Raw genomic sequence first — 19,206 nt, 5'->3', positions numbered from 1 at the left:
GGGGCTCAAGGCATCACGATCAACGACGACGGAACAGCGGCAGCGGTTCGTCAGTGGCGGCCTGATAGGTCACCGAGAAGTCCTTGAGGCCTTCAAGGGCTTCATACGGGTCTTTATCGGCACGGATCGCGAAGGCATCGAAACCGCAGCGGTGCATGTAGAACAGCTGGTCGCGCAGCACATCGCCAATCGCCCGCAGTTCGCCTTTGAAACCATAACGGTCACGCAGCAGGCGGGCGTTGGAGTAATTGCGGCCATCGGTGAAGGCCGGGAAGTTCAAGGCGATGACCTGGAAGCTTGCCACGTCTTCGCCGATTTCTTCGGCTTCTTCATCGGCATCCAGCCACACGCCCAGACCGCCGTCGCGGGCCATCAGCATACGGCTGTGTTCGCGCCACAGCTGCAACGGGACAATATAGTCGTCGCAGTTGGTGATTTCGTCGATGTTGAAGTCCTTGGGCAGCAGGTGCCAGGTTTCGTCGACGACTTCTTGGTTCTTAATTATTCGCTGCATAGACGCGCTCCTTGAAGAGGTCGATACCGATACGCTGATAGGTGTCGATGAAACGCTCGTCTTCGGTACGTTGTTCGATGTACACGTCGATGAGCTTTTCGATCACATCAGGCATATCGCCCTGTGCGAAGGACGGCCCAAGGATCTTGCCCAGGCTGGCGTCACGGCTGGCGCTGCCGCCGAGGGACACCTGGTAGAACTCTTCGCCTTTCTTGTCCACCCCGAGAATGCCGATGTGGCCGACGTGGTGGTGACCGCAGGCGTTCATGCAACCGGAAATGTTCAGGTCCAGTTCGCCGATGTCGAACAGGTAGTCCAGGTCGTCGAAACGGCGCTGGATCGATTCGGCGATCGGGATCGACTTGGCGTTGGCCAAGGAGCAGAAATCGCCGCCCGGGCAGCAGATGATGTCGGTCAGCAGGCCGATGTTCGGCGTGGCGAAACCGTTTTCCCGCAACTCGCCCCACAGGGTGAACAGCTTGTCCTGCTCGACATCGGCCAGGATGATGTTCTGCTCGTGGGAGGTGCGCAATTCACCGAAGCTGTAGCGCTCGGCCAGGTCGGCTACGGCGTCGAGCTGTTTGTCGGTGATGTCGCCCGGTGCAACGCCGGTCGGCTTGAGCGACAGGGTCACGGCGACATAACCCGGTTTCTTGTGCGCCACGGTGTTGCGGGTGCGCCAGCGGGCGAAGCCTGGATGTTCTTTGTCGAGTTCGGCCAGGGCAGCAGTCTGGTTGTCCAGGGACTTGTAGTCTGGATCGACGAAATGTTTGGCGACGCGATGCACTTCGGCTTCGGTCAACGTGGTCTGGCCACCGCGCAGGTGCTCCATTTCCGCATCGACTTTTTGCGCGAAGACTTCAGGGGTCAGTGCCTTGACCAGAATCTTGATCCGGGCTTTGTACTTGTTGTCACGACGGCCGTAGCGGTTGTAGACCCGCAGGATGGCGTCGAGGTAGCTCAACAGGTCTTGCCACGGCAGGAACTCATTGATGAACGCGCCCACCACCGGTGTGCGGCCCAGGCCACCACCGACCAGCACACGGAAGCCCAGTTCGCCAGCGGCGTTGTGCACCGGCTCCAGGCCAATGTCGTGGACTTCGATGGCGGCGCGGTCGGAGGTCGAACCGTTGACGGCGATCTTGAATTTGCGCGGCAGGTAGGCGAATTCCGGGTGGAAAGTCGTCCATTGACGAACGATCTCGCACCATGGGCGCGGGTCGATCAACTCGTCGGCTGCTACACCGGCGAACTGGTCGGTGGTGACGTTGCGCAGGCAGTTGCCGCTGGTCTGGATCGCGTGCATCTGCACGGTGGCCAGTTCAGCGAGAATGTCCGGGATGTCTTCCACCGCCGGCCAGTTGAACTGGACGTTCTGCCGGGTGCTGATGTGGGCATAGCCCTTGTCGAAGTCACGGGCAATCTTGGCCATCATTCGCATTTGGCGCGAAGTCAGTTGGCCGTAAGGCACCGCAACGCGCAACATCGGCGCGAAACGCTGGATATAAAGCCCGTTCTGCAGACGCAGAGGGCGGAATTCTTCTTCACTCAGCTCGCCTGCCAGATAGCGTCGGGTCTGATCACGGAACTGCTTGACGCGGTCCTCGATGATCCGCTGATCGTACTCGTCGTATACGTACATATAAGTCCTGTTCTCAGGCTGGGTCGCTCGGATACAGCTGCGTTTTTGTGCTTGCCGCAGTCCAAGAGCCTCTGCAATTCTGCGCGCACGGCCGCGCACTCCCCACGGAGCCGGGGCAAGATACCAGTTTGCAGTTATGCGCAAAAGTGATGTTTCAATATATGTAAAGAACCAAATCGCCTAACGAGAATAGTTGTCAGCTAACCCACATTTGTCGTGCGGGCAATCATCGTCTTAACTCTGGTCGAGTCTTTGTGCAATCACCGATAAAACCGACAAGAGGCGATGCAATGAGCAACCCAACCAAAGCACGGAAAAGCGATAGCACCGTCGATGCCTGGGCGATTCTGTTCCTGATCATCCTGGTCGTTGGCACAGCGGTATTTTGGGTCAGTCATCAATAAACGACTCGTCTGGGCCCCGTTCCGACGATTGTCGGACAAAAACCGGAATAAACGCCGTTTTGCGGATATTCGCTGGCTATAATGCGCGGCGAATTTCCGGGGGCTCGGACGACAAATGTTGAAGTTTCTGTGTGGTGTGTTACTGACGCTGGGCATGGTCGCGGGACCCTGCGCTCAGGCGGCGTCGGTGCTGTTCCTCAATCCGGGAACCACCAGGGAAGCTTTTTGGGTCAGTTACTCGCAATTCATGCAGGCTGCCGCCAAGGACCTGGGCATGGATCTGCGTATCGAGTATTCCGACCGCAACGCTGACATTACCCTCAAGCAGGCGCGCGACGCCTTGCAAGGGACAAAGCGCCCGGACTATCTGGTGTTCGTCAACGAACAAAACATCGCCCCCGAAATCCTGCGCCTGGCCCTGGGGAGCGGGGTGAAGTTGTTTATCGTCAATAATGGCCTGAGCGCGGACCAAGTCCGACTGCTAGGGGCGCGATCGGACAAGTACCCGGACTGGGTGGGCAGCCTGGTGCCCAACGACGAGGAGGGCGGCTACCTGATGCTCAAGGAGCTGATCCGTTTGCACCCGCCGGTTGCTCCTGGCCAGTCCATTGACCTGCTGGCCTTTTCCGGGTTGAAACTCACGCCGTCCGCGCAGTTGCGAGAAAAGGGCATGCGCAGGGCGCTGGCCGAACACCCCGAAGTGCACCTGCGCCAACTGGTGTCCGGCGGTTGGACCCGGGAGCGCGCCTACGAGCAGGCCAAGATGTTGTTCAGGCGCTATCCGCAGACCTCGCTGGTCTGGTCGGCCAATGACGAAATGGTGTTTGGCGTGATGCAGGCCTTCGAAGAAGCGGGCGGCAAGCCAGGCAAGGATGCGTTGTTCGGCACCATCAATAACTCGCCCGCAGCGCTGCACGCGTTGCTGGACAATCGCTTGAGCGTGTTGCTGGGCGGGCACTTCAGTCTGGGTGGCTGGGCGCTGGTGCAGTTGCACGACTACGACGATGGGGTTGACGTCAGCCAGTACGGTGGGCGTGACCGGCAGATACCGCTGTTACAGCTGATTGACCGCGTACAGGCCAAACGCTTGCTGACGATGGGCACAGCGGCGGATTTCGGTGTGGATTTTCACAAACTCTCGGCCAAGGGACGCCCCACGTCCTACCGTTATCCGTTCAGCCTGCAAACCTTGATGCACTAGACCTTTGCCAGGTGCACCACCAGTTGCACGATGCCGTAAAGCGTCAACGCGAACACGGCCGTGAACAGGATCCCCAGAATCACGAAGTGACTGGGCTTGCCGTGGGTGAAGTCCCGCGCGCGATTTTTCCCGCTCTGCACCCCGAACGCTGCGGCCATGACGCTGTGCAGCATCTGCCAGAAGGTTGGCGGTTTGTTGTCGGCTGGATCGTCCATAAACCCCTCGTCACATAGGCGTGAGTGGTAAGCATAGACAAAGCAAAAAAGATCGCAGCCTGCGGCAGCTCCTACAGGGTCATGTGTACACCCTTGTAGGAGCTGCCGCAGGCTGCGATCTTTTGATCTTAGTCGTCGTAACCCAGGTTCGGCGCCAGCCAGCGCTCGGTCACGCTCAGTTCCTGGCCTTTACGCGACGTATAGCTCTGCACCTGGTCCTTGTCGATCTTGCCCACGGCGAAGTACTGCGCCTGCGGGTGAGCGAAGTACCAGCCACTGACCGCCGCAGCCGGGAACATCGCATAGTGTTCGGTGAGGAACACGCCGCTACGGCCGGCACGCATCTCGGCGGCCTCGGGGTCGAGCAGGGCAAACAACGTGGCTTTCTCGGTGTGATCGGGGCAGGCCGGGTAGCCCGGGGCAGGGCGGATGCCGGTGTATTGCTCCTTGATCAAAGCCTCATTGTCCAACGCCTCGTCCTTGGCGTAGCCCCAGTGCTCTTTACGAACCTGCTGGTGCAGCCACTCGGCACAGGCCTCGGCCAGGCGGTCGGCCAGGGCCTTGACCATGATCGAGTTGTAGTCGTCGCCGGCATCCTGATAAGCCTTGGCCACTTCTTCGGCGCCGATGCCGGCGGTGGTGATGAAGCCACCCACGTAATCGGTCAGCTCACTGTCCTTCGGCGCGACGAAGTCGGCCAGGGAGAAGTTCGGTTTGCCATCGGTCTTGATGATCTGCTGGCGCAGGTGGTGCAGGCGGGCCATTGGCTTGCCGTCATCGCCGTACAGCTCGATGTCATCGTCGTGCACTTGATTGGCCGGCCAGAAACCGAACACCGCACGGGCGCTGATCAGCTGTTCGTCGATCAGCTTGGTCAGCATTTCCCGCGCGTCTTTATAAAGGGCGGTGGCGGCTTCACCGACCACTTCGTCTTCGAGAATGCGCGGGAATTTACCGGCCAGATCCCAGGAGATGAAGAACGGCGTCCAGTCGATGTATTCGGCCAGGACGTTGAGGTCGATGTTGTCCAGCACGCGGGTGCCGGTGAAGGTCGGTTTGACAGGTGCGTAGTTGGCCCAGTCGAACTGCGGTTTTTTCGCGATCGAGGCGGCATAACTCAGGCGTTCGGTACGAGCGCTGCGGTTGGCGGTGCGCTCGCGCACGTCGATGTATTCCTCGCGGGTCTTCTCGACGAAACCGGCCTTGAGTTCCTTGGACAGCAATTGCGTGGCCACACCCACCGCGCGCGAGGCGTCGGTGACATACACCACGGCATCATTGCTGTACTTGGGCTCGATCTTCACCGCCGTGTGCGCTTTGGAAGTGGTAGCGCCACCGATCATCAGCGGCAGATGGAAGTCCTGGCGCTGCATCTCACGCGCCACGTGAACCATCTCATCCAGCGACGGGGTGATCAGGCCGGACAGGCCGATGATGTCGCATTTCTGTTCCTTGGCCACCTGGAGGATTTTCTCCGCCGGGACCATCACGCCGAGGTCGACGATGTCGTAGCCGTTACAACCCAGGACCACGCCGACGATGTTCTTGCCGATGTCATGCACGTCGCCTTTGACCGTGGCCATGAGGATCTTGCCCTTGGCTTCTGGCTTGTCGCCTTTTTCCAGTTCGATGAACGGGATCAGGTGAGCCACGGCCTGCTTCATCACGCGAGCGGACTTCACCACTTGCGGCAGGAACATTTTGCCGGCACCGAACAGGTCACCGACGATGTTCATGCCGGCCATCAACGGCCCTTCGATCACTTCGATCGGACGGGCGAAAGACAGGCGCGACTCTTCGGTGTCTTCGACGATGTGGGTGGTGATGCCCTTGACCAACGCGTGTTCCAGGCGCTTGTTGACGTCCCAGCTGCGCCATTCTTCGGTTTCCGCTTCCTTGACGCTGCCGTCGCCCTTGTATTTGTCGGCGATGGCGAGGAGGGCGTCGGTGCCTTCCGGGGTGCGGTTGAGGATCACATCCTCGACGGCGTCACGCAGCTCCTGGGGGATCTGGTCATAGATTTCCAGCTGACCAGCGTTGACGATACCCATGGTCAAACCGGCGCGGATCGCGTACAGCAAAAACACCGAGTGGATCGCCTCGCGCACCGGGTTGTTGCCACGGAACGAGAACGACACGTTGGACACACCGCCGGACGTCAAGGCATACGGCAGTTCGTCGCGGATGTAGGCGCAGGCGTTGATGAAGTCCACAGCGTAGTTGTTGTGTTCTTCGATGCCGGTGGCCACGGCGAAGATGTTCGGGTCGAAAATAATGTCTTCCGGCGGGAAGCCGACTTCGTTGACCAGAATGTCGTAGGAGCGTTTGCAGATCTCTTTCTTGCGCGCTTCGGTGTCGGCCTGGCCGGCTTCGTCGAAGGCCATGACCACGACGGCGGCGCCATAGCGCTTGCACAGTTTGGCGTGGTGGATGAATTGCTCGACGCCTTCTTTCATGCTGATCGAGTTGACGATGCCCTTGCCCTGAATGCACTTGAGGCCGGCTTCGATCACGTCCCATTTGGAAGAGTCGATCATGATCGGTACGCGGGAGATGTCCGGTTCACCGGCAATCAGATTGAGGAAGGTCACCATGGCCTTCTTCGAATCGAGCATCCCTTCGTCCATGTTGATGTCGATCACCTGGGCACCGGCTTCGACCTGCTGCAGGGCGACTTCCAGGGCTTCGGTGTAATTGTCTTCACGGATCAGGCGGGCGAACTTGGCGGAACCGGTGATGTTGGTGCGCTCGCCGACGTTGACGAACAACGAATTGCGATCGATGGTGAACGGCTCCAGGCCCGACAGGCGGCAGGCCTTGGGAATGTCCGGGATCTGGCGCGGTGCGTAACCGGCCACGGCCTTGGCGATGGCTTCAATGTGGCCAGGGGTGGTGCCGCAGCAACCGCCGACGATGTTGAGGAAGCCGCTCTGGGCGAATTCTTCGATGACTTTGGCGGTCTGTTCCGGCAGTTCATCGTACTCGCCGAACTCGTTGGGCAGGCCGGCGTTCGGGTGCGCCGAAACGTGGGTGCCGGCCTTGTCCGACAGCTCTTCCAGGTACGGGCGCAATTCACGGGCGCCGAGGGCGCAGTTCAGGCCGACCGAAATTGGCTTGGCGTGGGCCACGGAGTTCCAGAACGCTTCGGTGGTCTGGCCGGACAGGGTACGGCCAGAGGCGTCGGTGATGGTGCCGGAAATCATGATCGGCAATTCGATGCCCAGTTCTTCGAACACGCCCTGCACGGCAAAAATCGCGGCTTTGGCGTTGAGGGTGTCGAAGATGGTTTCGATGAGGATCAGGTCCACGCCGCCTTCGATCAGGCCTTTGGTGGATTCGGTGTAGTTCTCCACCAGTTCATCGAAGGTCACGTTGCGGTAGCCGGGGTTGTTCACGTCCGGCGACAGCGAGCAGGTGCGGCTGGTCGGGCCGAGCACGCCAGCGACAAAGCGCGGCTTGTCCGGGGTTTCCAGGGTTTTCGCATCGGCGACCTTGCGTGCCAGGCGAGCGCCTTCTACGTTCAATTCGTAGGTCAGTGCTTCCATGCCGTAATCGGCCATGGAAATCCGTGTGGCGTTGAAGGTGTTGGTTTCCAGAATGTCGGCACCGGCATCCAGGTAGGCCTTTTCAATGCCACCGATCACGTCCGGGCGCGTCAGCACCAGCAGGTCGTTGTTACCCTTGACGTCGCTTGGCCAGTCGGCGAAGCGCTTGCCGCGATAATCCTGTTCCTCGAGCTTATAGCTCTGGATCATCGTGCCCATGCCGCCATCGAGAATCAGGATGCGCTCTTTAAGGGCGTGCTTGAGGGCTTGAAGGCGAACACTGCGATCGGACATTGGGACTACTCGAAAAGACCATGACGAAGGGCCGGGATCATAGCAAACCTGTGCGCTTTTAGAGCATGTCCGGCTTTTGCATGAATATCGCTCATGTTGGCGGGGCTGCCGGAACGGTAGAATCGCGGCGTTTTTCAAGGATCGGGATCTGGAACATGTCGTATCGCGTCGTCATCAGCAGTGTGTTGCTGTGTTTAAGCTGGGGCGCGGTGGCGCAGAGTCCGGCTGCTTCTCCTGCTATTTCCTACAGCCGCGACATTCAACCGATCTTCACCGAAAAGTGCGTGGCCTGCCATGCCTGCTACGACTCCGCCTGTCAGCTCAATCTCGCCAGTGGCGAAGGCGCAGCGCGAGGCGCCAGCAAAACCCCGGTCTACGACGGTGACCGCCGTGAAGCCGCACCGCCGACCCGTTTGTTTTACGACGCCTTCGGCAAACGTGCCTGGCAGCAAAAAGGCTTCTATTCGGTACTCGACGCCCAGGGCAGCCAAGCGGCGCTGATGGCGCGGATGCTTGAGCTGGGTCATCAAGCGCCTTTACAGCCCAATGCCAAATTGCCTGAAGGCATCGTGCTGGGCCTCAACCGCGAAAACATGTGCGCCATGCCGGCGCAGTTCGAGGGCTATGCCAGCTCCCACCCGAACCAGGGCATGCCCCTGGCGGTCACCGGGCTGACCGCTCAGCAGTATCAGACGCTCCAGCGCTGGCTCGCGTCGGGTGCGCCCATCGATGAACAAGGCCTGGTGCCCAGCACGAAAGAAGCCTTGCAGGTGGTGCAATGGGAAAACCTGCTCAATACACCGGGTGCGCGGCAAAGCCTGGTGGGGCGCTGGTTGTTCGAGCATTGGTTCCTGGCACACATTTATTTCAAGGACGGCGAGCCGGGGCATTTCTTCCAGTGGGTGCGCTCGCGTACGCCGACTGGCCAGCCGATCGACCTGATCAATACCCGTCGTCCGAACGACGATCCGGGGACGCAGTTCTATTACCGCTTGTGGCCGGTGCAGGGCGTGATCGTGCACAAGACCCACATCACTTACCCGTTGAGTGCGGCGAAAATGGCCCGGGTCAAAAGCCTCTTCTACAACGGCAAGTGGCAGGTCAGTGCATTGCCGGGTTACGGGCCGCAGAGTCGGGCCAATCCGTTTGCCACGTTCGAGGCCATTCCGGCCCAGGCGCGCTATCAGTTCATGCTCGATAACGCCGAATACTTTGTGCGCACCTTTATTCGCGGCCCGGTCTGCCGGGGGCAGATCGCCACGGACGTGATCCGCGACAACTTCTGGGCGCTGTTTCAGGCGCCTGAGCACGACCTCTACATCATCGATCCGAATTACCGGGACCTTGCCACGCCTTTACTAGCAATGCCTGGGCAGAACGACGACGTCGGCAGCGTCCTGAGTCTGTGGCACAACTACCGCGACAAAAGAAACGAATATGAAGCCTTACGCCGCGACAGCTACGCTGAACTGCCGGCGCCAAGTTGGTCGACCCTGTGGGCAGGCAATGACAACGCACTGCTGAGCATCTTCCGGCATTTTGACAGTGCGGCGGTGACCAAGGGCCTGATCGGCGAGGTGCCACAGACGATGTGGTTGTTCGACTATCCGCTGCTGGAGCGTACTTATTACCAGTTGGCGGTGAATTTCGACGTGTTCGGCAACGTTTCCCACCAGGCCCAGACCCGTTTGTATTTCGACCTGATCCGCAACGGCGCCGAACAGAATTTCCTGCGCTTGATGCCCGCCGACTCCCGAGACGGTTACCTCGACGACTGGTATCAGAGCAGTGGCAAATTCAAGATGTGGCTGGACTATGAGTCCATCGATAACGACAAGCCTACGGCGCTGAAACTCGACGCCCAGGATCCCAAACGCGATTTCGCCATGCAACTGCTGGCGCGCTACGGCGATCTCAATGCCAAGCCTGATCCGATCAATCGCTGTGACGGTGCCTATTGTTCACGGCCGAACATCGATCCGGTCTTGCAGAGCGCCGAGCAGGCCTTGAGCCGACTGGCGTCGCGCCCGGCCGCCGGGCTCAATGTCATCGACCAACTGCCAGAGGCAACGATGCTGCGGGTCGAAACCGCGAACGGACAGCGCGTGGTCTACAGCCTGCTGCGCAATCGTGCCCACAGCAACGTGGCGTTCATGATCGGCGAGTCGCTGCGTTATCAGCCTGGGCTGGATACCCTTACGATTTTCCCCGGTGTTCTCAGCAGTTACCCGAACTTCATGTTCAACGTGCCGGCTGGCGAGGTTCCAGCGTTTGTGTATGCCATGGAAAACGCCAAGGATGCCGAACAGTTCGAGAAAATCGTCGAGCGCTGGGGTGTTCGCCGCAGCCATCCGCAGTTCTGGCAGTATTTCCATGATCTGAGCCGTTACATCCACGAGACCGATCCGGTGGAAGAGGGCGTGTTGGACATGAATCGCTACGAAAACCTCTGAATAACGCCCTGTAGGAGCTGCCGCAGGCTGCGATCTTTTGACATTGATTTTTACAAGCAAGATCAAAAGATCGCAGCCTGCGGCAGCTCCTACGGAGAAATCAGCGGAATCTTTCCTGACAAAAATACTGGGACTTTGTCCGGCGCGTTGATTGGCGTAAACTGCGCCCAAGCCTGCGAGGAGTTTCCATGACCGCTATTACCATCACCGACGCCGCCCACGATTATCTGGCTGATCTGCTCTCCAAGCAGAACACCCCGGGCATCGGCATCCGCATTTTCATCACCCAGCCTGGCACCCAGTACGCCGAAACCTGCATTGCCTACTGCAAGCCGGGCGAAGAAAAGCCCGAAGACACGGCGTTGGGGCTCAAAAGCTTCACCGCTTACATCGACCACTTCAGCGAAGCCTTCCTGGATGACGCTGTCGTCGACTACGCCACCGACCGCATGGGCGGCCAGCTGACCATCAAGGCACCAAACGCCAAGGTGCCGATGGTCAACGCTGATAGCCCGATCAACGAGCGCATCAACTACTACCTGCAAACCGAGATCAACCCGGGGCTGGCCAGCCACGGCGGTCAGGTCAGCCTGATCGACGTGGTCGAGGACGGCATTGCCGTACTGCAGTTCGGCGGCGGTTGCCAGGGCTGCGGCCAGGCCGACGTGACCTTGAAGGAAGGCATCGAGCGCACCTTGCTCGAGCGCATTCCGGAGCTCAAGGGTGTTCGTGACGTGACTGACCATACGCAGAAAGAAAACGCCTACTACTAAGGCGTTCGCTGCGACATAAAAAACGGCGCACCGTGAGCGCCGTTTTTTTATGGGTGATTTATAACCTGTGGCGAGGGGATTTATCCCCGTTGGGCCGCGAAGCGGACCCTGCATTCCTGCAGGTAGGTTCCGCAGGCAGGTATGGCGACGGCTTCGCCGCCGAACGGGGATAAATCCCCTCGCCACAAGGTTTGCATCAAGGCCTGTAGAGATGCGCATGCCCGGCGCGATACAGCGACGATTCGCTGAACTGATCACTCCCCAACACCCGTCCCACCAATATCAACGCTGTACGTCGAAACCCCTTGGCTTCAACCTTCGCGGCAATATCCTCAAGCGTCCCCACCACCCAATCCTGATCCGGCCAGGTCGCGCGGTGAATCACTGCAATCGGGCAATCCGCGCCGTAATGCGGCAGCAACTCAGCCAGGATTTTCTCCAGATGATTGACCCCCAAATGAATCGCCATGGTGGCCCCGTGCTGCGCCAGGCTGCCCAATTCTTCCCCGGCCGGCATGGCGGTCTTGTCGGCGTAGCGAGTCAGGATCACGCTCTGTGACACGTCCGGCAACGTCAACTCTGCCCCCAACAGCGCTGCACACGCGGCTGTCGCGGTCACGCCGGGGATGATTTCAAAAGGAATGCCGAGCTCACGCAGATGGCGGATCTGTTCGCCGATGGCGCCATACAGGCTCGGATCGCCGGAATGCACACGCGCCACGTCCTGACCGTTGGCATGGGCGGTTTTGATCAGTTCGATGATCTGTTCCAGATGCAGTTCGGCGCTGTTGACCACGTGTTCGGCGCAATGGCCTTCCAGTACGGCGGTGGGTACCAGTGAACCGGCATAGATGATCACCGGGCAGTTGCGAATCAGCCGTTGGCCTTTGACGGTGATCAGTTCCGGGTCGCCGGGACCTGCGCCAATGAAGTAGACGGTCATCGTCGATTCCTGTTGAAAAAGGGGATTGGCAAGACTTCAGATGAAGAATGCTCATGATCGAAGGTGGGGATTATCGGAGATTTTACGCAGCACTGGCCAATGCCAGCGTCGCCTGGGCATATTTTTGTCGTGGGATCAGCAGTTTTGCCGGCGCCTTGGCCAACTGCTCGGCCAGGGCCAGCGCCGCACTTTCTGCTACGCCGTAGCAACCGGTGCGCTCGAAGGCGATTTCGGAATGGTGACTAAGTTGCGGTTGGTACACCGCCAATTGTTCGCTGCTGAAACACATCAACTCAAGACCAAGTTGCTCGGCCAGTTCGAGCAGGGCGGGTTCGTCACGTTTCAAGTCGATACTGGCCAGGGCCTTGATCTCATCGAGTTCGATTCGGTGTGCCTGTAGCGCCTGATCGAGCAATGCGCGCAGCGTGCTGACCGGGCAGCCACGCTGGCAGCCCAGGCCGACCACCAGGGTCGGCGCTGCGCTGTGTTCAGTCATGCGTGGTATTGACCATCGCTTTTGCGGCGGAACAGCCAGGCGCTGATCAGGCCCAAGGCCAGCCAGAACGCGACGTTGGTCAGCTGCGAAGCGATTTTGAATTGGGCTTCCAGTGCTTCTGGGGCGAGCATCGAGTGCACTTCCGGTTGCGGTGCGCCAATCACATGGGGCACGGCAATGATCGCGGCGCCGAGCAGTTTCATCAGCCAGTGACGGCTGAACACGATCAGGGCAATACCGACAGCGGTAGAAGCGGCGGTGCCGACCCACCAGAGCTGTCGTTGCGCCAGGTCGGCGGCAGCGGTGCCCGGCAATTCAGGTGGCAGACCCAGGGTCGGTGCCAGCACGAAAGTCGCGTAACCGGCCAAACCCCAGAGCAGGCCCTGGGAGGTTTTAGTCGGCGCGCGCAGGGTGTACAGGCCCGCGAGCATCAGGGCGAAACCGACGGCTACGACCAGATTACCGCCTGTGGTCGACAGCACGCGCTGCCAGCCATCTTCCGGCTCCCAGGCTTCGGCGTCGTGGGTATGCGCTGCGACACCAGCGGCGTGTTCATGCGCTTCAACGGCCACAGGTTCGGATTTTTCGTAGGTTTCGGCCTGCAGAATCAGCGGGGAGACCCAAAGACTTTGCAGCAGGGTCAGCAGCAGGGCCGCCAATAAACCGGTGAAACCTGCGGTTTGCGCAATACGCTTGATCATGTCGACAGGTCTCAGTGGCACGGGAACGCGGAGCTGTGGCGGGTATCGTGGGCAGCGTTATGAACCGCTTCGATGTGCGAGAAACCGGCGAAATACACAAGGCACGCACCGAGAATCGACGCGCAAACGGCGGCGGTCAGGCGCTGAGTCAGGGTAGTGGTGCTGCTGGCGGTGTTGCTGTGGCCGGTGCTGCTGATGATCGACATGGCGTATCCCTCTGGTCTGTCAGCGGGGAATCAAAAGCGCATGCAGAGCCCGCACGCACCTTCGCACGCAGGGATTCGAACAGCGCCCGCCCACCGCGGGTTTGTCATTGCTTGAAGTTTGATCACTTCGTGTTGCGGGCCGGTCTCCGGGCTCACGAGGGGTGCTGGCCTTTGCCATTACCTGCAAGCATCACCTTCCCATGCCATTTCGGCACAGTGGATCTGACGCTTCGCTCGCTTACCGTTGCGGGGGCAGCACCGGACTGACATGGCTTTTGAGTAAAGCACATGATTCACCGGTTTCCCGTTTCACCCTGTGAGGGGCACCCGTAACAAGGTGTGTAGGAGAGCATGGGCGAGGGTAGGGCGTCAATTGGCAAGGGTTCTCAACGGCTCTGTGTAGGAGCTGCCGAAGGCTGCGATCTTTTGATCTTGTTTTTAAGAGCAAAATCAAAAGATCGCAGCCTTCGGCAGCTCCTACAGTGATTGACCGGCCCGGACGCGATGCGTAGCCTTGCGCTTTCGAGGTTCTTCGGCACTTGTCGAAGCTAAGAAGGGAACGCGGTCAATGCCGCGGCTGCCCCCGCAACTGTGAACGGTGATGTTCGCTGCCACGCCACTGCATGCTCAGGTCCTGAGCCCGCGGGAAGGCGCAGCCAACGCCAGTCCAACGACCGGCACACCGTCAGCCAGGAGACCTGCCTCGAGACAGATTCTCACTACAACCGGGCGGGGTGATCCGGTGGCGAACGCTTGCGGCGCGTCTGTGCGTGGCCGCTCCTCGTCCCGTATGCCCGCCACCTTGCCAAAGGGCATCCGATGAAAACACTGGCCAAACTCCCCGTCACCATCGTCACCGGCTTCCTCGGCTCGGGCAAAACCACCTTGCTGCGGCACATGCTCGACAACGCCCAGGGCCGTCGCATCGCGGTGATCGTCAACGAGTTCGGCGAGCTGGGCATCGACGGCGAAATCCTCAAACAGTGCTCCATCGGTTGCACCGAAGAAGAAGCCAACGGCCGTGTCTATGAGCTGGCCAACGGCTGCCTGTGCTGCACCGTTCAGGAAGAGTTCTTCCCGGTCATGCGCGAACTGGTCGCCCGTCGCGGCGATCTTGATCACATCCTCATCGAAACTTCCGGTCTGGCCCTGCCAAAACCCTTGGTCCAGGCCTTCCAGTGGCCGGAAATCCGCAGCGCCTGCACCGTTGACGCGGTGATCACCGTGGTCGACAGCCCAGCCGTTGCCGCCGGCACCTTCGCCGCCTTCCCGGATCAAGTGGACGCCCAGCGCAAACTCGACCCGAACCTGGACCACGAGTCGCCACTGCACGAACTGTTCGCCGACCAACTGTCCAGCGCTGACCTGGTCATCCTCAACAAGGCCGACCTGATCAACCCTGAAGACCTGGCCCGCGTGCGTCTGGAAGTCGCCGAAGAACTGCCGCCGGCAGTCAAAGTCATCGAAGCCAGCAACGGCCGCCTGCCACTGGACGTGTTGATTGGCCTCGGTGCCGGTTCCGAAGAACACATTGATAGCCGCCACAGTCATCACGATCACCACCACGACGATGATGATCATGACGACCACGATCACGACGCCTTCGATTCCATTTCCATCGAGCTGCCGGCCTCTGACGAAAGTCTGCTGCTGGACGCGCTGACCCAGTTGGTCGTGCAACACGGCATCTTGCGGGTCAAGGGTTTTGCGGCGATCCCAAGCAAACCGATGCGTCTGCTGATTCAGGGCGTGGGCACCCGTTTTGACAAGCACTTCGACCGTCAGTGGGGCACCGATGAGGCGCGCACCACTCGTCTAGTGTTGATCGGCCAGCAGCTGGACGCCGCTGCACTCGAAGCACAACTGCGCGCCGCGCTCAGCGTGTAAGCCATGCACCTGCTCAGGACCCAGCCCGGCGGTTTCGTGTCGGATGACAACATTGCCGACCTTGGACAAACCCCCGCCGAGCTGGTGATTCTGTGCAGCGGCGATTCCAGCCTGGCGTTGCTCGCCGAAGCCGCGCAGCAACTGCCCGAGGACTACCCGAGCGTTCGCCTGGCCAACCCGATGCAGGTGCAGAATCACGCATCGGTCGACCTGTACGTTGATGAAGTGCTGCGCCACGCCAAGGTCATTTTGATTTCGCTGCACGGCGGCATCGCTTATTGGCGCTACGGCGTCGAACGCTTGGTGGAGCTGTCGCAACGGGGCGTGCAACTGATCCTGGTCCCGGGCGATGACCGCCCGGACCCGGAGCTCAGCGACCTGAGCACCGTACCTCCTGAAGATCGCGACCGGCTCTGGCATTTCCTGCGCCAGGGCGGCATGGCCAACGCACTGGATTTGTTTCGCTGCCTGGCCAATCGTTGGTTGGGTCGCGATTACGCTTGGGGCGAGCCGCAAACCTTGCCGCGCACGGCGATCTATCACCCACAAAAAAGCCCCGCGACGCTGGAGGATTGGCAGGCCGACTGGCACGCCGATCAACCGGTGGCGGCGGTGCTGTTTTATCGCTCGCATTTGCAGGCGGCCAACACCGCTTTTATTGATGTGTTCTGCCAGCGCTTGCAGGCTGCCGGGCTGAACCCGCTGCCGATTGCCCTGGCCAGTTTGAAAGAACCCGGCTGCCTCTCGGTGGTCGAGGATTGGCTGGATGAAGTCGAGGCAGGGGTGATTCTGAACACCACCGGTTTCGCCCAATCCAGTCCCGAAGCGCCGCATCTGCGACCGTTTCGCCGCAACATTCCGGTGATCCAGGCGATTTGCGCCCAGGACAACGAGCCTGGCTGGAGCGCCAGCGAGCAGGGCCTTGGCCCTCGTGATCTGGCGATGCACATTGCGCTGCCGGAACTGGACGGACGCATCATCAGCCGGCCGATCAGCTTCAAGGACCTGGCCTGGCGCAGCGAGCGCAGTCAGTCTGATGTGGTGTGCTACCGGCCTGCACCTGAACGCATGGATTTCGTCGCTCAACTCGCGCGGCGCTGGATCGATCTGGCGCACCTGCACAATTCTCAAAAGCGGGTTGCCTTGATCCTCGCCAACTACCCGACCCGCGATGGTCGCATCGGCAATGGCGTGGGTCTCGACACCCCGGCTGCAGCTTTGAATATCCTGCGTGCGTTGCAAGAGGAAGGTTATCCGCTACCGGCTGAACTGCCGGAGAGCGGCACCGCGCTGATCCAGCAATTGCTCGGCGGTGTCAGCAACGATCTGGACACGATTGACCAGCGCCCATGCCAGCAAAGCCTGGCCATGGACGAGTACCTGGCGATGTTCAACGCACTGCCTGAAAGCAATCGTGCAGCGGTACTGGAGCGTTGGGGGGCACCCGAGACTGATCCGATGTGCCGAGGCGGGCGCATGATGATTGCCGGGTTGCGCTTGGGCCTGACCTTCGTCGGCATTCAACCGGCGCGGGGTTATCAGGTGGACCCGAGCGCGGTGTATCACGACCCGGACCTGGTGCCGCCCCACGGTTACCTGGCCTTCTACTTTTGGCTGCGCAACACCTACGGCGCCCACGGCGTGATCCACGTCGGCAAGCACGGCAACCTCGAATGGCTGCCGGGCAAGGGCGTCGGGTTGTCGCAAAACTGCTGGCCAGACGCGCTGCTGGGACCACTGCCGAACATCTATCCGTTCATCGTCAACGACCCGGGCGAGGGCGCCCAGGCCAAGCGCCGCACCCAGGCGGTGATCATCGATCACTTGATGCCGCCGTTAACCCGTGCTGAAACCTACGGCCCGCTGCGCAATCTTGAGCTGCTGGCCGACGAGTATTACGAAGCACAATTGCTCGATCCGCGCCGCGCCCGGGAATTGCAACGCGACATCCTGCAACTGGTGCGTGACACCCACATCGACCGCGAATTACAACTGGACGAACAACTTGACAGCGATGCCGATGCAGCGATCTGGCTGCCGCGTCTGGACACTTACCTGTGCGACTTGAAAGAGTCGCAGATCCGCGACGGCCTGCACGTATTCGGCGAGTCACCGACCGGGCGCTTGCGCATCGATACCTTGCTCGCGTTGCTGCGCATCCCGCGAGGCGATGGGCGTGGGGCGCAATCGAGTGTGTTGCGGGCGTTGGCCAAGGCTTTCGATCTGGGGTTCGATCCTCTTGATTGTGGGTTGGCCGATCCGTGGACCGGACCTCGCCCGCAAGCATTACTGTCGATCAGTAAAGAACTCTGGCGCACCACGGGTGATACCCGCGAGCGCCTGGAGCTGTTTGCTACACAACTGATCTCGCAGACGTTGGCTGATCCATTCCAAACGAAACCGGATCGCTGTAGGAGCCGGCTTGCTGGCGATGGAATATCAGTCGACATCAATGCAACTCAATCCCCATCGCCAGCAAGCCGGCTCCTACAGGGGGGGGCATGGTCTGAAGTGAACGCCATTCTTGACCACCTGCGCGAAATCATCGCACCAACGCTCGACGCCTGCGGTCCTGCGGAGATGCGCGGCCTGCTCGATGCCTTGAGCGGTCGTTTCGTCCCCGCCGGCCCCAGTGGCGCACCGAGTCGCGGACGCCTGGACGTGCTGCCCACCGGGCGCAACTTCTATTCGGTGGACGTGCGAAACCTGCCGACCACCACCGCGTGGCGCATCGGTTTCCAGTCGGCCAACCTGATCCTTGAGCGGCACCTGCAAGATCACGGCGATCATTTGCGCCAGCTCGGCCTGTCGGTGTGGGGCACGGCGACCATGCGCACCGGTGGCGATGACATCGCACAAGCCATGGCGCTGATGGGTGTGCGCCCGGTCTGGGCCACGGGCAGTCAACGGGTCGATGACTTTGAAATCCTGCCGCTGGGTGTGCTCGACCGTCCGCGCGTTGACGTGACATTGCGGGTGTCCGGTTTCTTCCGCGATGCCTTCGCTAACCTGATCCGATTGTTCGACGCTGCCGTGCAAGCGGTCGCCGCGCTGGATGAGCCAGACGATCTCAACCCGTTGGCCGCCAGGGTCCGTGCCGAGCGCGAAGCGCTACTGCAATCGGGGCTTGATGAAGAAACCGCGCGGCGTCAGGCCGGTTGGCGCATCTTCGGTGCCAAACCCGGTGCCTATGGCGCGGGCGTGCAGGGGGCCATCGACGGTCGCCTGTGGCAGAGCCGCGAGGACCTGGCGCAGGTTTATTTGAACTGGGGCGGTTACGCCTATGGCGGTTCCGACGAAGGCACCGCCGCCCGCGACCAGTTCGCCCAGCGTTTGAGCCAGGTACAAGCGGTGCTGCAAAACCAGGACAACCGTGAACACGATCTGCTCGATTCCAATGATTACTACCAATTCCAGGGCGGTATGCTGGCTGCCGTGGAAGCGCTCAGCGGCGAAGTCGCGGCCAGTTACCACGGCGATCACAGCCAACCGGACCTGCCGAAGATTCGCACGCTCAAGGAAGAGCTGAACCGGGTCATCCGCTCCCGGGCGGCCAATCCGAAATGGCTCGAGGGCGTGAAGCGTCACGGTTACAAAGGTGCGTTCGAAATGGCGGCGACGGTCGACAATCTATTCGCCTTCGACGCCACCACGCAGTTGATCGACGATCATCAGTACGCGTTGCTGGCCGATGCCTATCTGCTGGACCCCAACACCCGTGATTTCGTCCGTGAGCACAATCCCCATGCGTTGCGCGACATGACCGAGCGCATGCTCGAAGCGCAGCAGCGGGGGATGTGGAAGGAGCCGGGTGAGTATCGCCAGGCGCTGGAAAACTTGTTGTTGGATATAGAAGAAGACAGTTAAAACACCGCGGAATTTGTGGGAGCGGGCTTGCCCGCGATGAGGCCATGACATTCAGCCTCATCGTT

The 19,206-nt window shown here is 60.4% G+C and carries 13 protein-coding genes and 2 riboswitches; of the genes, 5 read left to right on the top strand and 8 right to left on the bottom strand.

Annotated features, from left to right (window positions below; genetic code table 11):
• Window positions 1-19: 19 nt before the first annotated feature.
• Entirely contained in the window at window positions 20-514 is a 495-nt protein-coding gene (locus tag ABTV22_RS15880; RefSeq protein WP_433735454.1) for a DUF934 domain-containing protein, read from the bottom strand.
• Window positions 498-2,156, bottom strand: a complete 1,659-nt coding sequence (locus tag ABTV22_RS15875) for a nitrite/sulfite reductase (RefSeq protein WP_433735453.1) — start codon at window positions 2,154-2,156, stop codon at window positions 498-500. Before ABTV22_RS15875 ends, ABTV22_RS15880 begins: the two co-directional genes overlap by 17 nt.
• 519 nt (window positions 2,157-2,675) lie before the next feature.
• On the opposite strand from ABTV22_RS15875, the gene ABTV22_RS15870 reads away from it, so the two are divergent.
• A complete protein-coding gene (locus ABTV22_RS15870; RefSeq protein ID WP_433735452.1) occupies window positions 2,676-3,761 on the top strand; it encodes an ABC transporter substrate-binding protein in 1,086 nt (361 codons plus the stop codon).
• Here ABTV22_RS15870 and ABTV22_RS15865 read toward each other — a convergent pair.
• Complete coding sequence (locus tag ABTV22_RS15865; protein WP_433735451.1) at window positions 3,758-3,976, bottom strand: DUF2970 domain-containing protein; 219 nt, start codon at window positions 3,974-3,976, stop codon at window positions 3,758-3,760. The two genes, ABTV22_RS15870 and ABTV22_RS15865, sit on opposite strands and share 4 nt — an antisense overlap.
• 128 nt (window positions 3,977-4,104) lie before the next feature.
• The gene (gene metH / locus ABTV22_RS15860) at window positions 4,105-7,815 is read right to left on the bottom strand and encodes a methionine synthase (RefSeq protein WP_433735450.1); all 3,711 of its coding nucleotides are present in this window, start codon (window positions 7,813-7,815) and stop codon (window positions 4,105-4,107) included.
• A gap of 155 nt (window positions 7,816-7,970) precedes the next feature.
• Here metH and ABTV22_RS15855 point away from each other — a divergent pair, with 155 nt between their 5' ends.
• A complete protein-coding gene (locus ABTV22_RS15855; RefSeq protein WP_433735449.1) occupies window positions 7,971-10,268 on the top strand; it encodes a fatty acid cis/trans isomerase in 2,298 nt (765 codons plus the stop codon).
• Window positions 10,269-10,456: 188 nt separating this feature from the next.
• Entirely contained in the window at window positions 10,457-11,041 is a 585-nt protein-coding gene (nfuA, locus tag ABTV22_RS15850; protein ID WP_110963268.1) for a Fe-S biogenesis protein NfuA, read from the top strand.
• A 196-nt stretch (window positions 11,042-11,237) separates the two neighbouring features.
• Here the strand turns inward: nfuA and cobM are convergent, their stop codons facing one another.
• The 4 genes from cobM to ABTV22_RS15830 form a co-directional block, all read right to left on the bottom strand.
• Window positions 11,238-11,984, bottom strand: a complete 747-nt coding sequence (gene cobM / locus ABTV22_RS15845; protein ID WP_433735448.1) for a precorrin-4 C(11)-methyltransferase — start codon at window positions 11,982-11,984, stop codon at window positions 11,238-11,240.
• An 82-nt stretch (window positions 11,985-12,066) separates the two neighbouring features.
• Window positions 12,067-12,480, bottom strand: a complete 414-nt coding sequence (locus tag ABTV22_RS15840) for a cobalamin biosynthesis protein (protein WP_433735447.1) — start codon at window positions 12,478-12,480, stop codon at window positions 12,067-12,069.
• Window positions 12,477-13,181: a CbtA family protein gene (locus ABTV22_RS15835; RefSeq protein ID WP_433735446.1), complete on the bottom strand. Its 705-nt coding sequence runs from the start codon at window positions 13,179-13,181 to the stop codon at window positions 12,477-12,479. The genes ABTV22_RS15840 and ABTV22_RS15835 overlap by 4 nt, the downstream gene beginning before the upstream one ends.
• An 11-nt stretch (window positions 13,182-13,192) precedes the next feature.
• Entirely contained in the window at window positions 13,193-13,387 is a 195-nt protein-coding gene (locus ABTV22_RS15830; RefSeq protein WP_433735445.1) for a CbtB domain-containing protein, read from the bottom strand.
• Between the two features lie 120 nt (window positions 13,388-13,507).
• Window positions 13,508-13,733, bottom strand: a riboswitch (cobalamin riboswitch).
• A gap of 162 nt (window positions 13,734-13,895) precedes the next feature.
• A riboswitch (cobalamin riboswitch) is annotated at window positions 13,896-14,107 on the top strand.
• 99 nt (window positions 14,108-14,206) lie between these two features.
• Between ABTV22_RS15830 and cobW the strand changes: the two genes are divergently transcribed.
• Together cobW and cobN are read left to right on the top strand one after the other, a co-directional pair.
• On the top strand, window positions 14,207-15,274 hold the full coding sequence (gene cobW / locus ABTV22_RS15825) for a cobalamin biosynthesis protein CobW (protein ID WP_433735444.1): 1,068 nt from the start codon (window positions 14,207-14,209) through the stop codon (window positions 15,272-15,274).
• Window positions 15,275-15,277: 3 nt separating this feature from the next.
• Window positions 15,278-19,141, top strand: a complete 3,864-nt coding sequence (gene cobN / locus ABTV22_RS15820) for a cobaltochelatase subunit CobN (protein ID WP_433735443.1) — start codon at window positions 15,278-15,280, stop codon at window positions 19,139-19,141.
• Window positions 19,142-19,206 lie beyond the last annotated feature (65 nt).

The organism is Pseudomonas putida, assembly GCF_050990305.1.
Classification (GTDB): Bacteria; Pseudomonadota; Gammaproteobacteria; order Pseudomonadales; family Pseudomonadaceae; genus Aquipseudomonas; species Aquipseudomonas putida_AH.
Note: the sequence above shows the minus strand (reverse complement) of the source record. Positions and strands in the feature narration are given on the sequence as shown.